This window comes from Candidatus Eisenbacteria bacterium, assembly GCA_035577985.1.
In the GTDB taxonomy this organism is placed as follows: domain Bacteria; phylum Desulfobacterota; class Binatia; order DP-6; family DP-6; genus DATJZY01.
Genome location: DATJZY010000151.1, coordinates 1 through 14871 on the forward strand (window position 1 = coordinate 1; position 14871 = coordinate 14871).

A 14871-nucleotide genomic window follows, 5' to 3' on the forward strand; every position below is an offset into this window, starting at 1 on the left:
CGGCGGGGGTGAGGCGGAGGCGCCTGCGAAGCGGCGCGATGAACTGCAGGGCCCTGACGCGGCGTGTGTTCTTCCGCGCCGCTTCGCGGGAGCCGAAGCCGAAACCTCACCCCCGCCGCCCCCGCGGCACCGACGCCCGACCCCAGGCCCCCCCTCAGCCCAGGACGCGCCCGCGCGCGATCGTCCCGCCGCCGTCGACCGGGATGAGGGCCCCGGTCACGAACTCGCTCTCGGCGCTGGCGAGGTAGACGACGGCGTACGCGACGTCCTCGGGACGGCCGAGGCGCGTCAGATGCATCGCCTCGAGCTCGGCACGTCGCGCGTCCGACATACCCGCGTCGCGCCGCTCGTTCACGACATAGCCGACGGAGAGCGCGTTGCACCGGATCTTCTGGCGGCCGTAGTCGACGGCGATCGAGCGCGTGAGCGCGTTGAGACCCCCCTTGCTCGCGACGTACGGAGCGAGCCCGGCGCTCGCGCGCTCGGCCTGGCGCGACGACACGTTGATGATCGAGCCGTGCCCCGCGGCCAGCATGTGCGGAAGCGCGGCCCGGCAGAGCCACACGACGGCGGTGAGGTTGGTGCGCACGACGCGCTCCCAGAGCGCCGTGTCGACGTCGCCGACGGGGCTCTTGCCGCCGGTCCCGGCCGCCGCGTTGTTGACGAGCACCGTGAGGCCGCCCAGGCGCGACGCGGCCGCGTCGACCAGGTCCGTGCACGCGCGCTCGTCGGCGATGTCGGCTGCGATGAACACGGCGGTGCCGCCCGCGGCCGTGATCTCGCGCACGACGGCGTCGCCACGCTCCGCGTTGCGCCCGTGCACCGCGACGCGCGCACCCTCGCGCGCGCACTGGATCGCGACCGCCCGGCCGATCCCCGCCGTCGAGCCGGTGACCAGTACGCGTTCCCCCCCGAGCCGCATCGCCGAGCGTCGATACGCCGGCCGGCCGGAACGGGTCAACCGCGCGCGGGCGTTCGCCGCTTCAGGCGTCATGGCGAGTGAGCTGGAACGCGGCTGGCTCTGCGGTGAAGGCGGGGTGGGGCATGGCGGCGAAGCGGGGAAGAACCGAGTGGCGTGGTGACGCGCGGGTGCCGCGCACGGGCACTCGTGTACGGCTGGCGACGGCCGCCCTCCTGCTGGCCGCGCTGCCCGCGGCGGCCGCCGACGTGCCGTCGAGCGCGCCGCGCGATTTCGCGCTCTCCGCCGACGGCGACCTCTACCTCGGGAACGCGACCCGCGTGGTCACGCGGACGCCGGCCGCCGAGCCCGACGCGGCCCCGACCGACGTGCCCGCGCCGATCGCCGCCAACGGGAGCCTGCTGCTCGACGAGCGCACGCTCGTCGGCGATGCGATCGCACGCCGCGACGCCAAGCTTCGGCTCCTCGCCGAGGTCGCGGGCGATCTCGTGGTGACCGACGGCAAGGTGCAGCTCGCGGGCCAGGCCCACGTCCGCGGCACGGTCCTCGCCGATGCTGGCGTCGTGGCGGGCATCTCGTCCCGCGTCGACGGCGACCTCGCGGCGGCGCGCGGCTCGGTGCGCATCGTCCGCCTCGCTCGGGTGCGCGGCAACGTGTTCGCGCGGCGTGAGTTCCGCGGCGATCGCGACGTCGTCGTCGGTGCGCCGGGCACGACCGTCGAGACACCCGGAGCGGTCCTCCTGCGCGATCGCGGCGAGTACTTCGCGAGCATCCTCTACGAGGGGACGCTGACGTTCGTCGGCACCGGCGAGCCCATGCTCCATGCGAATGTGACGCAGGTCTCGCCGGGGACGCTGGCGGCGCCGGCGATGCCGGCGTGGCGACTCGAGCGCCTGACGCTCGCCGACGCCGATCCCGGGAGCGACGATGTGACGGTGACCCGGCAGTCGGGCGACGTGACGCGCGTGCCCGGGCGCCATGGCCGCATCGTCCTCGGACAAGAGGCCGTCGTGCATCTCACGGCCGGCACGTACGACCTGGACGAGCTGCAGGCGCAGTCCGACGTACGCGTCGTCGTCGACGTCGCCGACCCGACGGCGCGGGTCGAGCTGCGCGTGCGTGGCGACGTGCGAGCCGGGCGGCGCTTCGCGATGGATCTCGGCATGCAGAGCGACGCCGAGCGACAGGCACGCGCCAGCCGCATCCGGACGGTCGTGGGGGGCGCCTTCCGCGGCGACCAGGACGTGGTGTGGGCCGGGGAGGTCCTCGCCGGGAAGAGCATCGTGCTCGGTAAGCGCACGATCCTCATCGGGGGCGCCTGGAGCCGCGGCGACCTCGACGTGGACCGCGACAGCCGGGTCATCTGGGTGCCGGCGGCGGTGGCTGCGGAGTATCGGCCGGAGGGACCCGGAACTTGAGCCGGCGCATCCGTGACGCTGGGCAGTCAAGTTTTCCACGCTGCCGGGCGATACTCCGAGTGGTCGGCCACGCTACCCTCGCGACATGTCACGGATGATCCGGATCCCGGGCGAACGATGCCAAGACGCGAGCCCGGGGTGTGCGCGCCGACCGACCCGGGAGAGCGTCGGTGCGGCTCGTCCGTGATCTCCTCGCCGCCGATGCGGAGCCCGAGGTCGCGCAGGCCGGGGCGCCCGAGCGTGCGCGCCGTCTTCTCGACGTCGTCGCGGGCGGGCTCGGCCTGCGGGCCGGCGCGGTCCTGGTCCGCGCGGCGCCCGGCGGCGACCTGACCTGCGTCGCCAGCACGTTGCCCGAGCCGGCGCGCGCGGTCCTGGTCGACCCCGCCGGCCGCACCATGACCGTCCTGCGCAAGGCGGTGGACGAGCGGCGCGCCTTCCTCATGCGCGCCGCGAGCGACGATCCCCTGCTGCGCGCCCTGCACGACGCGGACGCGGCCATCGAAGCAGTCGCCGTCCTGCCGCTCGCCGATCGCGGACCGATCGGCGTGCTGGTCCTGGCGGCCGGCGAAGCGGCGCTCGCCGCCGAAACGCTACGGACCCTCACCACCGATCTCCGCCTCTTCGCCCTTCTCGTCTCGCCGCTGCGGGACGCTGCGCCGCCCGTTCCGACCACGGAGCCCGCAGCCGACCCGGCGGCGCGCGAGGAGCTGGAAGCCGCCCGCGCGGAGATCGACCGCCAGGCGTACGAGATCGCGCAGCTCCGCCAGCAGATCGAGGCGCTCGAAGGCCAGATCGAGAGTGCGGCGATCGCGGCCGGACCGACGGCCGGGTCCGTCGCCGCCGCGGCGGCGGCGACGTCGCGCGAGGTGGGCGATCTGGTCGCCACCGCTGCGGCGATGACGTCGCCGTCGGGCTCGACCCCGCTCGTGGTCGTCGTCGATGCGAGCAAGGTGTGGGAGAGCTACGCCATCCGCGATCATTCGATCGTCGTGGTCTCGCCCACGAGCGAGCTCGCGAGCCAGGTGCGTGCGCTCGGGCCTGCGCGCGTGATCGTGAACCTGACGGTGTCGGGCGCCTTCGACAGCATCGCCTCCCTGCACGCAGGCTCGCACCCGCTCCCCGTCTGGGGCGTCGTCGCCGACACGACGAACGAGCGCGTCGTGGGCCTCGGGATGATCGACGCCGTCGGCCGCCAGCCGACGCCCGAGGCGCTCTTCACGGCCGTCGACCGCCAGGCGCCGCGCAGCGGGCGCGTGTTCGCGGCCGGGCGCGACGCCGACGCACTGATGAAGATGCGCCAGCTGCTCGCCAAGCAGGGATTCTCCGTGTCGATGGCGCGCGACACGAAGCAGATCACCGAGCTGGTCGACATGGTGAAGCCGCAGGTCGTCGTCGTCGATCTGCAGCTCCCGATGCGCGAGGGCTACGAGCTCATCCTGCGCGCCTCGTCGCTCTCGCCCATTCCGAGCCTGGTGGTCATCCCGTGCGAGGGCGATCCGGCGCCGACCCTGGCCGAGAAGCTGCGCGACCGGTTGGCGAGCGGGCAGGGCATGGGCGCCAAGCAGTGGCTCACCGACCTCGTGGCGCGCAAGATCGCCGCCGTCGAGAATCGTCCGAAGCCCGCACACGCCGCCCCGCGCGCGACCTGATCGTCGCGCGGTTTGACAGCGTCGCGGCGCGCGGAGTAAGGCCGAGCCGCAGCGGTGGGAGGCACGTCACGGGAGGTGCCATGGCGCGAGGACGGTCGGGGAGCGGTGAGCCGGAGGAGGGGACGCGCGAGCGCGGCGCGAAGGCGTCGCCGCCTCTACCGCTCGAACCCGTGAACCTGCTGGCCGGGCTCGGCCCGGGCGTCGAGCTCACGGTCGACGCCTTGCCGGCGGGTGTGGCCGGCGCCACCGAGACGACGCCGGTCACCGTCACCGTCGACGAGATCGGCCGTCTCTTGCGCTGCTCGGAGAGCACGGTGCGGCGTCTGATCCGCACGGCGGTCCTGCGCCCGATCGTGGTCGACGGCCAGATCCGCGTGCGCCAGAGCGACCTCGACTCGTATCGCGCCGCGCTCGGCATCGGGACGCCCGAGAAGCCGAGCGAGTAGCCGCCCCCGCGTTCGCGCCTGTACGATCGCACGGAGAGTGCGTACACGGCTGTACCGGCTCCGCCGGCTTCGTCGGCTGACGATGCCGAAATCATGGAGCTTTTCCCGCCGCGTGCCGGCGGCACGCGACTCGCAATTCGCTCCGCCCCGGGGAGGGGATGGAGATGGAGAAGCGAGTCGAGACGCCGACCAAGACGCCGCCGCGGCGGCGCATGATCGTGGTGGGCAAGCGCATCGGCGGTCGCTGGCAGGTCCGGACGAGCCTGTGGCGTTACCTCTGCGCCACGGCACTCTCGTCGCAATAGGGCGCTAGACTCCGGACACTAGGCGCCGGGCGCGGCCGAGCGATCGAGCCGCGCTGCGTGCGCTTCGAGGAAGTCCAGGACGCGCGCTTCGATGCAGGTGCCGTCCAGACGATCGATCTCCTGCACGCCGGTCGGGCTCGTGACGTTCACCTCGGTCACCAGACCGCCGATGATGTCGAGGCCGACGAAGTAGAGCCCGTCGGCCCGCAGCCGCGGCGCCATCCGCCGGCAGATCTCGCGATCGCGCTCGTCGACGGGCGATCGCTTCACCGTGCCGCCGACGTGAATGTTGCCGCGGTGCTCGTCGTCGCGCGGCACGCGCAGGATGCCGCCGAGCGGCTCGCCGTCGAGCACGATGAGGCGCTTGTCGCCCTCGCGTGCGGCGGGGAGGTAGCGCTGCGCCATGACGAGGCGCGTGCCCTCGGCCGTCGACAGCTCGAGGAGCGCGTTCAGGTTCCGATCGCGGTCGTGGACGTGCAGGACGCCGGCGCCGCCGCAGCCGTCGAGCGGCTTCACGATCATCTCGCCGCCGAGCGCGGCCATGAACGCCTTCAGGCGCACGGCATCGGCCGTGACGAGGCTCTCGGGGATGACGTCGGGGAAGTTGAGCGCGTAGAGCTTCTCGTTGGCCTCGCGCAGGCCGCGCGGGTCGTTCGCGACGAAGGTGACCGTCGGATCGACCAGGCCGAGCAGATGGGTCGCGAAGAAGAACGCCATGTCGAACGGTGGATCCTTGCGCATCAGCACGACGTCGAAGAACGTGAGCGGAACCGTGCGCGTCTCGGTGAGCTGGTAGTGCGGCGTCGCACGCTCGACGGAGAGGCGCCGCGCGCGCGTGTGCGGCACCGCGCGGTCGACGTACAGCTCCTCGGGCCCGCAGTGGTACTGCTCGTGCCCGCGCCGCTGCCCCTCGAGCTGGAACGCGAAGGTCGTGTCCTTGTCGACCAGGACCCGCGCCATCGGGTCCATCACGTAGAGGATGCGCAGCGGCATGGCGGCGGATGCTAGCCCAGGCCGCGAGGCCATGCGATCCGTCTCAGCCGTCGCCCCACCGGTGCTGGCACAGGGCGACGGCCGCGACGGCGGCCGTCTCGGCGCGCAGCACGCGCCGTCCGAGGGTGATCGTCGTGAAGCCCGCCGCGCGTGCGGCGTCGACCTCGTCCTGGTGGAGGCCGCCCTCCGGCCCGACGACGACCACCACCGCCGCGGTGGTCGCGGGCAGGTCGTGCACGCGGACTGCGGCCTCGTTCTCCCAGGCGACGAGACGGAGCCCGGGCCACGCGCCGCCGAGGACGGCGGAGAGCGGCGCGGGTGCGTCGACGGTCGGAACACGCGTGCGGCCCGATTGCTTGGCGGCGGCGAGCGCGAGCCGGCGCCAGCGCTCGACCGCGCTGCCGCGGCCGACGACGTAGCGGGTGAGGATCGGCGCGATGCGCGTGACGCCGAGCTCGGTCGCCTTCTCGACCGCCCAGTCCATCTTGTCCTGCTTGAGCAATGCCGGCGCGAGCACGAGCTCGAGCGGGGACTCGCGGGGCGCGTGGGTCGTGGCGACGACGCGCGCGACCGCCTCGCGCGCCGTCACCCGATCGAGCGCGACCTCGTGCTCGGCGCCCGCGTCGTCGAACACGCGCAAGCGGTCGCCGGGGCCGAGCCGAAGCGTGTGCAGGTGCCGCAGCTCGGCGCCCGTGATGCGGAGGCTTCCGTCGGCGCCGGGTCCCGCCGGTACGTACAGGCGGAGCATCACTCGACCTCGCGTGCGAGGCGGAGCGTCCGCCACGGATCCTCGGCGCGCACGTGGACGCAGCGCCAGCCGGGAAACGCGGTCACGACGCGACCGCTCTGGCTGTCGAGGATGCCGGCGAGGACGAGGCGGCCGCCGGGCGCGACCCTCGCGGCGAGCGCGGCTGCCTCCACCACGATCGTGTCGGCCAGGATGTTCGCGATCACCAGGTCGTACGTCCCGCGCACCGCAGCTACCGTCCCGCCCACAAGGAGAACGTGGACCGCGCCGTTGCGGGCGAGGTTCGCGCGCGCGAGCGGCAGCACGGCCGGGTCGACGTCGAGCGCGACCACGCGCGCGACGCCGAGGCGCGCGAGCGCCGCCGCGAGCACGCCCGAGCCCGTCCCCACGTCGAGCGCGGAGCGGGGCCGACGCTCCAGGACCGCCGCCTCGACTTCTTCGAGGCACGTGCGGGTGGTCGCGTGCTGCCCGGTGCCGAACGCCATGCCCGGCTCGATGACGAGCACCTCGCGCCCGGGCGCCGGCGGAATGTCCCACGGCGGCGCGACGAGCAGCCGCGATCCGATCTCGATCGGGTGGTGGTGCGAGCGGAAGACGGCGTCCCAGTCGACCGAGGGGACCGGGACGACCTCGATCGGGCCGTGCCGCCATCCCGGTTCGATCGCGGCGAGGCTCGCGAGGTAGCGTTCGAGCGCGGGAACGAGCGCCGCCTCCTCGCCGCGCCGGACGTGCGCCTGCAGACGGACCCGATCGGCACCTTCGTCGAGCCCGACGCCGGCGGCGCCGCCTTCGACGAGGAAGTTCGCGACCGCGTCGGCGCACACGACCGGCACGTCGACCTGGACCGCGACCCATTCGTGGTCAGGACGCACGGGGGGAACCTTCCCGGCAGGCCCGGTCCGGGTCAACTCGGCGTTGACCCGCGATCGGCGTCCGCCTATGGGGCCGCCGTGCCTCTCACCGTGATCGCGCACCGAGGCGCCAGCGGCACGCGTCCCGAGAACACGCTCGTGGCGTTCCGCCGCGCGGTCGAGCTGGGCGCGCACATGATCGAGCTCGACGTGCAGCCGACGCGCGATGGCGCCGTGGTCGTGATGCACGACGACACGCTCGAGCGGACCACCAGCGGTCGCGGCAGCGTGACCGGGCATCGCCTGGCCGACCTCCAGACCCTCGATGCGGGCACGTGGTTCGCCCCGGCATATGCGGGGGAGCGCATCCCGACCCTGGGCCAGGTGCTGGCGGCGGTGCCGATCCCGATCAACGTCGAGCTGAAGCCGGGAACGGACCCCGGATTCGAGGAGCGGACGCTCGAGATCGTGGCCGCGGCCGGCGCCCTCCACCGCGTCGTGTTCTCGTCCTTCGATGCCGAGAGCCTGCTGCGCCTGCGGGCCGCATCGGCCGAGGCCGCGATCGCCGTGCTCTGGTACCGGCGGCGTCTCGCAGCGGCGCTACACCTCGCGGGACGCGCGGGCGCCATAGCCTTGCACCTTCGCAAGGATGCAGTGTCGCCTGCGGGGGTTCGCGAAGCCACCGCGGCAGGCCTCGAAGTGCGCGCCTGGACCGTGAATGATCCAGCAGATTCGGCGGATTTGGAGGCTGCGGGCGTGCGCGGCGTGTTCACGGACTTCCCGGAGCGCTTTTTGCACACCTGACCCCCCGAATTGCGCCCGACCCGCGCACCTATTTTGCCCCTCGCCTTGACTGCCAAGCCGGATTCATCGATCGTAGCCCTCTTTTGCCAATCGGAGGGGGGTGAACGAAGCGCATGGCTGGTGTCCGCGTCAAGGACAACGAGCCCATCGACAGCGCCATTCGTCGGTTCAAGAAACAGTGTGAAAAGGCCGGCATTCTCGCCGAGCTCCGCAAGCGGGAGCACTACGAGAAGCCGAGCGTCCGACGGAAAAAGAAGGCCATGGCTGCGCGCAAGCGCGCCCTCCGCCGATCGGCCCGAACGCAAGTCGTCTAGGCACATCACCTTTTCGTCAATCCACCCGGCGTGCGGAGGCGGGCGGCAGACCGCCGCCCGTCCGCTCGCCCTTCCCAGCAGGCCCGCGGGGAGCGCTCGGCGGTGCTGATCCGAGAAGACGCCATTCGCGAGATTCGCGAGCGCGCCAGCATCACCGAGATCGTGTCCGACGTCGTCGCCATCAAGCGGCGGGGCCGGAGCGCGACGGGGCTCTGCCCGTTCCACACCGAGAAGACGCCCTCGTTCACCGTGAGCGAGGAGCGGGGCTTCTACCACTGCTTCGGCTGCGGCGAGCACGGCGACGTCTTCAGCTTCGTGATGAAGACCCAGTCGCTGCCGTTCCCCGAGGCGGTCCGCGTGGTCGCGCAGCGCTTCGGGTTGCCCGTTCCCACGGAAGCGTCGGGACCGCGCCAGCGCACCGAGCCGCTCATCGCCGTGAACCAGGCCGCCGCGGCCTGGTTCCGCGCGCAGCTCCAGGGTCCGCAGGGCGCGCGTTGCCGGAAGTACGTCGAGGAGCGCGGCATCACCGCGGCGTCGATCGAGCGCTACGGCCTCGGCTACGCGCCGGGCAGCGGCGACGCGCTCGCCCGCCAGCTGCGCGCCGACGGCCAGTCGATCGACGATGCGCTGACGGCGGGGCTCGTCGGGCGGAGCCAGGATGGGCGTCTCTACGATCGCTTCCGCGATCGGCTGATGTTCCCCATCAGCGACCTCGCGGGCCGCACGATCGCGTTCGGCGGCCGCGTGCTCCCCGGCGCGCCGGCGAGCGACAATCCGCCGCCGAAGTACCTGAACAGCCCGGAGTCGCCGCTCTTCAAGAAGGGCCAGACGGTCTACGGCCTGGCGCTCGCCCGCGATGCCATCCGGGCGCGCGATCGCGTCGTCGTCGTCGAGGGCTACCTCGACGTCATCGCGGTCGCGCAGGCCGGAATCGGCGAGGTCGTGGCGCCGCTCGGAACCGCGCTCACGGTCGATCAGCTGCGCGTGCTGCGACGTTTCACGGAGGCCGTGATCGCATGCTTCGACGGTGACGAAGCGGGCCGCCGCGCCGCCGCCCGCAGCTTTCCCACCTTCGTCGAGGCGGGGCTCTGGGGCCGGGGCGTCTTCCTGCCCGCCGGCGACGACCCGGACACGTTCGTACGGAGCCGTGGCGGCGACGCGCTGGCACGCGAGCTCGAGCGCGCCGTCCCGCTCGTCGATGCGTACGTCGACAGCCTCGCCGGCACCAGGCTCGATGCGGTCGGGCGGCGCGCCGACGCGGCCAAAGAGGTCGCGCGCGTGCTCCGCGGGGTCGACAACCCCTTCGAGCGCGACGTGTTGGCGCGCCTCGCGGCCGATCGCCTGGGCGTGCGCGAGCAGATGCTGCGCGGCGAGGTGACGCCGGCGGCCGCTCCGCCGGCCGCCGCTCGCACGAGCGCGCCCAGCGTCGAGCAGCAGCTGGTCGAGCTCATGGCGCTCGAGCCGCGCCTCGCCGAACAGGTCGGCGCCTCGGGCGTCATCGCCGAGTTCGAGGAACCCACGTGGCGCGCGCTCGCCGAGTCGATGGTCGCGGGTGCCGCCACCGACGACCCGGCGGCGGTGATCGAGCGCCTGCCGCGCGATCTGCGCGACCGGGTCGTGCGCCGGCTGCTCGACACCGAGCAGGACGATCGCGAGCGGGCGCTCGCCGATCTGATCGGCGCCATCCGCGCCCGCCGGAGCGGCCGCACCCGCGGCGCGCTCATCGAGGCGTTGCGCGCCGCCGAGGCGCGTGGCGACGTGGCCGCCGCCCGCGCCGCACAGGAAGAGCTCAACAGGTCCCTGTCGGAGAAGAACCGCACATGAGGAGTCTCGCCGTGAGCATGAACGACGCGACCGGAGCCGCCGCGCTCCAACCCGAGCCGCTGCGCCTCCCGACCGAGGGCGTTCCGGATCCGACGGACGACGGGATCGAGCTGCTGACCCCGATCGACGACCTCGAGCCCGAGGAGGGCGCCGAGGCCGAGGCCGACGCGGCGGACGACGAGCCGGCCGCCAAGGAAGACGCCGACGGCGGCGAGGAGGGGACTCCCGGATTCGATCCGGTGCGACTCTACCTCCGCCAGATGGCGCAGACCTCGCTGCTCACGCGCGAGGGCGAGGTCGAGATCGCGATGCGCATCGAGGAGGGGCAGCTCTCGATGATGCGCGCGGCGTTCTCGACGCCGCTCGCGCTGCGCTACGTGCTGGACCTGGGCGAGAAGATCCGCGCCGGCGAGATGCGCGTCCGCGACCTCGTGAAGGACGAGCCGGAAGAGGACGGCGAGGTCGTCGAGGACGACGCTCCGCAGCGCCGTCGCTTCCTGGCCCAGCTGGGGCGCTTGAAGCGCGCCGTCGCCGAGCGCGACGCGTACCTGCACCGCGCGCTCGCCCGCGGCCGCCGCAAGCTGTCGCCGCAGAGCGCGGCCAAGCTCGAGCGCCACGAGGCGCGCGTCGTCCGCGCGGTGTGCACCCTCGAGCTCGGACGCCGGCAGATCGATCGCCTGATCGCCGAGCTCTGCCGCTCGGCCGAACGCGTGCGGGGGCTCCGCCGCCGGCTCTCGGGCCTGATCGAGGACGTCGCGCGCGGCGTGCGCCACGAGATCCGCGATCTCGAGCAGCGGGTCGGCATGTCGGCCCCGGCGCTCGAGCGCATCGTGCGCGAGATCCGCGCCGCCGAGGTGCGCGCCAAGGGCGCGAAGCAGGAGCTGATCGAAGCCAACCTGCGCCTCGTCGTCTCGATCGCCAAGCGCTACATGCACCGCGGCCTGCAGTTCCTCGACCTGATCCAGGAAGGGAACATGGGGCTCATGCGCGCGGTCGACAAGTTCGAGTACCAGCGCGGCTACAAGTTCTCGACCTACGCCACCTGGTGGATTCGCCAGGCGATCACGCGCGCGATCGCCGACCAGGCCCGCACGATCCGCGTCCCGGTCCACATGGTCGAGACCATGAACAAGCTGCTCCGGATCTCGCGTCTGCTCGTGCAGGAGCTCGGGCGAGAGCCATCCGCCGAGGAGATCGCCGTCCGCATGGAGCTCACGCCCGACAAGGTGCGGCGGATCCTGCGCATCAGTCGCGAGCCGATCTCGCTCGAGACGCCGGTTGGCGAGGACGAGGACACCCACCTCGGCGATTTCATAGAGGACGACGCCGCCGTGGCGCCGATCGACGCCGTCATCGCCGTCAACCTGCGCGATCAGACGACCCGCGTCCTGTCCTCCCTGACGCCGCGCGAGGAGCAGATCGTCCGCCTGCGCTTCGGCATCGGCGAGCGCTCGGACCACACGCTCGAAGAGGTCGGGGTGCGCTTCAACGTCACCCGGGAGCGCATCCGCCAGATCGAATCGAAAGCGCTGCGCAAGCTCCGCCACTCGAGCCGCTCGCGCTACCTCCGCAGCTTCTACGACGGCTGAGCCGTCGCCGGGAACGCCGGTCGACGAGGCCAAACGCCGTCGGGCCGCCCTTGCAGCCCGTCGCGTTCGGTGGTTCACTCCCTCCCGCCAGCGGGCCCATAGCTCAGGTGGTGAGAGCTGCCGGCTCATAACCGGTAGGTCGTGTGTTCGAGTCACACTGGGCCCACTGCTGGGGGAGGTCGCACGCCGTTGCCGTCGCAGATCGAGCTACTCATCCAGATTCAGCAAGTCGACCAGAACCTGCGTGAAAACACGCAGGCCGTCAGCTCCGGCGAGAGCCGCGTGACCGAGCTCGAGGAAGCCTACCAGGCCAAATCGAGCGCCACCGAGCAGGGCCGCGCGACCGCGAGCGCACTCGCCACGAAGCAGCGCGATCTCGAGGCGCGGCTCGCGGACGCCGAATCCAAGATGAAGGATCGGCGAATGCGGATCACGCGCATCCGCAACGACAAGGAGCTCGGGCTCGCCAAGCGCGAGGTCGACCTCTTGAAGGACGAGATCACGGGCATCGAGGCGGAGCTGCAGCAGGTCTACGAGCAGGTCGAAGCGGCGACGACGACGCTCGCCGCCCTCGAGGGCGAGCTCAAGACGATCGCAGAGTCGCGCGAGGCCGAGGCCACGGCGCTGCGCGACACGATCGCCCGGCTCGGCGCCGACATCGAGCGCGATCGGACGCGCCGTCAGGCGCTGCTCGAGACCGTCGACGTCGAGCTGCGCCGCCGCTACGAGATGATCCTGTCGCGGCGCGGCGGCCTCGCCGTCGTGCCGGTGCGCGACGGGACCTGTCAGGGTTGTCGCATGCGCGTCCCGCCGCAGCTCTACAACCAGATCCAGCGCGGCGAGCAGGTGATCCTGTGTCCGAGCTGCCAGCGCATGCTGCACTGGCAGCCGCAGCAGGAGGAAGCGAGCGAGTGAACGTCGCCGGCGCGCGGTGCGCCGGAGGAGGTCGAGCAGCCGCGCGTCGCAGTGCGCGGCGCGAGGAAAGTCCGGACTCCGCAGGGCAGGGTGGCCGTCAACGGCGGCGCCGAGCGATCGGCGGAAAGTGCCACAGAAAAGAGACCGCCCCGGACTCCGGTCCGGGGCAAGGGTGAAATGGTGAGGTAAGAGCTCACCAGGTCCGTTCGAGAGGACGGACGCTCGGTAAACCCCACCCGGAGCAAGACCGAGTAGGAGGGAGGTCCGGTCCGAAAGGGCCGGGCGCGGGTGGCCCGCCCGTTCCCTCGGGTCGGTCGCTCGATCCCTCGGGCAACCGAGGGACCAGACGAATGGCTGCTGCTTCCGCACATTGCGCGGAAGGACAGAATCCGGCTTACAGACCTCCTCCGGCGGACCGCGCGTGGCGACTCTGAAACCCTTGTGCCGCAAGGGTTTCAGGATAATGGGGAAACTTCCTTGACAGCCCGGTGGCGAAGCGAGTATAGGGCCCACGTCCGTGGGGAATTCTGGGGTGGAGTGGTGGAGCGATAGGGCGGAGTGGTAGGAATGCCACGGTTGTCGGGATGGTCTTCCGAGGCACTTTCGAGCACGCGATCGACGACAAGGCACGTGTCGCCATCCCGTCCAAGTACCGTGAGGCGCTCTCCGGGCTCCAGGAAGAGCGCCTCATGGTCACGCGCTTCCGCTCCGGCGAGCAGCGCTGCCTCGACGTCTACCCGCTCTCGGCGTGGCGACAGCTCGAGGAGAAGATTCTCGCCATGCGGCGCTTCAACCCCGAGCTGCAGCGCTTCAAGCGCGTGTACGTCAGCGGCGCACACGAGTGTGCGCTCGACGGACAGGGGCGCATTCTGGTCCCGCAACATCTCCGGGACTACGCGGGCATCAAACGCGACGTCGTGTTTACCGGCGAGATCGACATCTTCAAGATCTGGAGCCGCGACACGTGGCGGCGCATCTTCGAACAGGACGAGGGCATCTTCGACCAGCCGGACGTGATGGATCGGTTGGGCCTGTAGCCGACGAGGCACGGGTGACGGGTCACTCGCCGCACGGCGAGAGTGAGGAGGCGAGGGGTGAGGGCGGCGAGCGCTGCGAGCAGACGTGGCGACGGGCCGCCGATGGCGAGTGACGGGACGGACATCGGGCCGGTGGGCGGAGCCCATGTGCCGGTGCTGGAGGGGCCTGTGGTGGGGGGGCTACGCCCCCGGCCGGGTGCCCGTCTCGTCGATGCCACGATCGGGCTCGGAGGCCATGCGGCGGCCCTGCTCCGAGCGGCGCCCGACACCCTGCTCCTCGGCCTCGACCGCGACGCCGCCGCGCTCGCCCGGGCGCGCGAGCGTCTGGCGAGCTTCGGCGATCGCGTCGTCTTGCGCGAGGGATCGTTCGCCGATCTCGAGGCGCACATCGCGGCGCTCGCGTGGGAGGGCGCCGACGCGATCCTCGCCGACCTCGGCGTCAGCTCGATGCAGCTCGACGACCCCGCGCGCGGCTTCAGCTTTCGGGCCGCGGGGCCGCTGGACATGCGGATGGGGGGCGGCGCCGCGCGCACCGCGGCCGAGGTGGTCAACACCTGGGACGAGCGCGATCTCGCCCGCCTCCTGCGCGAGGCCGGCGAGGAGCCGCGGGCGCGAGCCATCGCCCGGGCGATCGTGCGGGCGCGGCCGATCGATTCCACGACCGCGCTCGCCGACGTGGTCGCGCGCGTCGTCGGCCGCGGCAAGCCCGGCCACCATCCGGCGACGCGGACGTTCCAGGCGATCCGCATCGCCGTGAACGACGAGCTGGCGGCGCTCGATGCGCTGCTCGCGGACGGCTGGCGGCTCCTCCGTCCCGGCGGGCGGATCGCGATCCTCGCTTACCATTCGCTCGAGGACCGGCGCGTGAAGGACGCCTTCCGTCGTTGGGCGACCGGCTGCGTGTGCCCGCCCGAGATCCCGCGCTGCGTGTGCGGCGGGGTCCCGCGCGCCCGCCTCGTGACGACCAAGGCGCTGCGGCCCGACGCCGACGAGATCGCACGCAATCCGCGCGCCCGCAGCGCCCGCCTCCGGATCGCCGAGCGCCTCGAGTCCTGAACC

At 72.4% G+C, this 14871-nt stretch carries 15 protein-coding genes, 1 tRNA gene and 1 other RNA gene; 13 read left to right on the forward strand and 4 right to left on the reverse strand.

Annotation, left to right across the window (positions count from 1 at the left end):
- Positions 1–154 precede the first annotated feature (154 nt).
- Positions 155–922, reverse strand: a complete 768-nt coding sequence (locus VMS22_21830) for an SDR family oxidoreductase (GenBank protein ID HXJ36686.1) — start codon at positions 920–922, stop codon at positions 155–157.
- Between the two features lie 122 nt (positions 923–1044).
- On the opposite strand from VMS22_21830, the gene VMS22_21835 reads away from it, so the two are divergent.
- From VMS22_21835 to VMS22_21850, 4 genes are all read left to right on the forward strand, one after another.
- Positions 1045–2337: a polymer-forming cytoskeletal protein gene (locus tag VMS22_21835; GenBank protein HXJ36687.1), complete on the forward strand. Its 1293-nt coding sequence runs from the start codon at positions 1045–1047 to the stop codon at positions 2335–2337.
- A gap of 170 nt (positions 2338–2507) precedes the next feature.
- Positions 2508–3986, forward strand: a complete 1479-nt coding sequence (locus tag VMS22_21840; protein ID HXJ36688.1) for a response regulator — start codon at positions 2508–2510, stop codon at positions 3984–3986.
- Positions 3987–4066: 80 nt separating this feature from the next.
- Positions 4067–4432, forward strand: coding sequence for a helix-turn-helix domain-containing protein (locus VMS22_21845; protein ID HXJ36689.1), 366 nt, complete (start codon positions 4067–4069; stop codon positions 4430–4432).
- A 164-nt stretch (positions 4433–4596) separates the two neighbouring features.
- Positions 4597–4737, forward strand: a complete 141-nt coding sequence (locus VMS22_21850; GenBank protein HXJ36690.1) for a hypothetical protein — start codon at positions 4597–4599, stop codon at positions 4735–4737.
- An 18-nt stretch (positions 4738–4755) separates the two neighbouring features.
- Here VMS22_21850 and gshB read toward each other — a convergent pair whose 3' ends face one another.
- Genes gshB through VMS22_21865 form a run of 3 tightly spaced genes read right to left on the reverse strand, consistent with a single transcriptional unit; the run spans position 4756 to position 7350 of the window.
- Positions 4756–5730 (reverse strand): glutathione synthase, encoded by a 975-nt coding sequence (gshB, locus tag VMS22_21855; protein HXJ36691.1) that lies wholly within the window; start codon positions 5728–5730, stop codon positions 4756–4758.
- 43 nt (positions 5731–5773) lie between these two features.
- Positions 5774–6478, reverse strand: coding sequence for a 16S rRNA (uracil(1498)-N(3))-methyltransferase (locus VMS22_21860; GenBank protein HXJ36692.1), 705 nt, complete (start codon positions 6476–6478; stop codon positions 5774–5776).
- The gene (locus VMS22_21865; protein ID HXJ36693.1) at positions 6478–7350 is read right to left on the reverse strand and encodes a 50S ribosomal protein L11 methyltransferase; all 873 of its coding nucleotides are present in this window, start codon (positions 7348–7350) and stop codon (positions 6478–6480) included. The genes VMS22_21860 and VMS22_21865 overlap by 1 nt, the downstream gene beginning before the upstream one ends.
- Before the next feature lie 78 nt (positions 7351–7428).
- Between VMS22_21865 and VMS22_21870 the strand changes: the two genes are divergently transcribed.
- The 9 genes from VMS22_21870 to rsmH all read left to right on the forward strand — a co-directional run bounded on the left by VMS22_21870 (position 7429) and on the right by rsmH (position 14868).
- Positions 7429–8133: a glycerophosphodiester phosphodiesterase family protein gene (locus VMS22_21870; GenBank protein ID HXJ36694.1), complete on the forward strand. Its 705-nt coding sequence runs from the start codon at positions 7429–7431 to the stop codon at positions 8131–8133.
- Between the two features lie 113 nt (positions 8134–8246).
- On the forward strand, positions 8247–8447 hold the full coding sequence (gene rpsU, locus VMS22_21875; GenBank protein ID HXJ36695.1) for a 30S ribosomal protein S21: 201 nt from the start codon (positions 8247–8249) through the stop codon (positions 8445–8447).
- A 102-nt stretch (positions 8448–8549) separates the two neighbouring features.
- Positions 8550–10271 (forward strand): DNA primase, encoded by a 1722-nt coding sequence (gene dnaG / locus VMS22_21880; protein ID HXJ36696.1) that lies wholly within the window; start codon positions 8550–8552, stop codon positions 10269–10271.
- A complete protein-coding gene (rpoD, locus tag VMS22_21885) occupies positions 10268–11860 on the forward strand; it encodes an RNA polymerase sigma factor RpoD (protein HXJ36697.1) in 1593 nt (530 codons plus the stop codon). The genes dnaG and rpoD overlap by 4 nt, the downstream gene beginning before the upstream one ends.
- Positions 11861–11952: 92 nt before the next feature.
- Positions 11953–12026 (forward strand) — tRNA-Ile (locus tag VMS22_21890).
- 23 nt (positions 12027–12049) lie between these two features.
- Positions 12050–12775, forward strand: a complete 726-nt coding sequence (locus VMS22_21895; protein HXJ36698.1) for a C4-type zinc ribbon domain-containing protein — start codon at positions 12050–12052, stop codon at positions 12773–12775.
- A gap of 23 nt (positions 12776–12798) precedes the next feature.
- Positions 12799–13188: RNase P RNA component class A (rnpB, locus tag VMS22_21900), an RNA gene on the forward strand.
- A 171-nt stretch (positions 13189–13359) separates the two neighbouring features.
- Positions 13360–13812: a division/cell wall cluster transcriptional repressor MraZ gene (gene mraZ / locus VMS22_21905; protein ID HXJ36699.1), complete on the forward strand. Its 453-nt coding sequence runs from the start codon at positions 13360–13362 to the stop codon at positions 13810–13812.
- A gap of 132 nt (positions 13813–13944) precedes the next feature.
- Complete coding sequence (rsmH, locus tag VMS22_21910; protein HXJ36700.1) at positions 13945–14868, forward strand: 16S rRNA (cytosine(1402)-N(4))-methyltransferase RsmH; 924 nt, start codon at positions 13945–13947, stop codon at positions 14866–14868.
- The last annotated feature ends 3 nt before the right edge of the window (positions 14869–14871 follow it).

Bases quoted from the DNA above. Each gene is read 5' to 3' on its own strand.
- VMS22_21830 (HXJ36686.1), bottom strand. From the start codon at position 922: ATGCGGCTCGGGGGGGAACGCGTACTGGTCACCGGCTCGACGGCGGGG.
- VMS22_21845 (HXJ36689.1), top strand. From the start codon at position 4,067: ATGGCGCGAGGACGGTCGGGGAGCGGTGAGCCGGAGGAGGGGACGCGC.
- VMS22_21850 (HXJ36690.1), top strand. From the start codon at position 4,597: ATGGAGAAGCGAGTCGAGACGCCGACCAAGACGCCGCCGCGGCGGCGC.
- VMS22_21860 (HXJ36692.1), bottom strand. From the start codon at position 6,478: ATGCTCCGCCTGTACGTACCGGCGGGACCCGGCGCCGACGGAAGCCTC.
- mraZ (HXJ36699.1), top strand. From the start codon at position 13,360: ATGGTCTTCCGAGGCACTTTCGAGCACGCGATCGACGACAAGGCACGT.
- VMS22_21835 (HXJ36687.1), top strand. From the start codon at position 1,045: ATGGCGGCGAAGCGGGGAAGAACCGAGTGGCGTGGTGACGCGCGGGTG.
- gshB (HXJ36691.1), bottom strand. From the start codon at position 5,730: ATGCCGCTGCGCATCCTCTACGTGATGGACCCGATGGCGCGGGTCCTG.
- rpoD (HXJ36697.1), top strand. From the start codon at position 10,268: ATGAGGAGTCTCGCCGTGAGCATGAACGACGCGACCGGAGCCGCCGCG.
- rpsU (HXJ36695.1), top strand. From the start codon at position 8,247: ATGGCTGGTGTCCGCGTCAAGGACAACGAGCCCATCGACAGCGCCATT.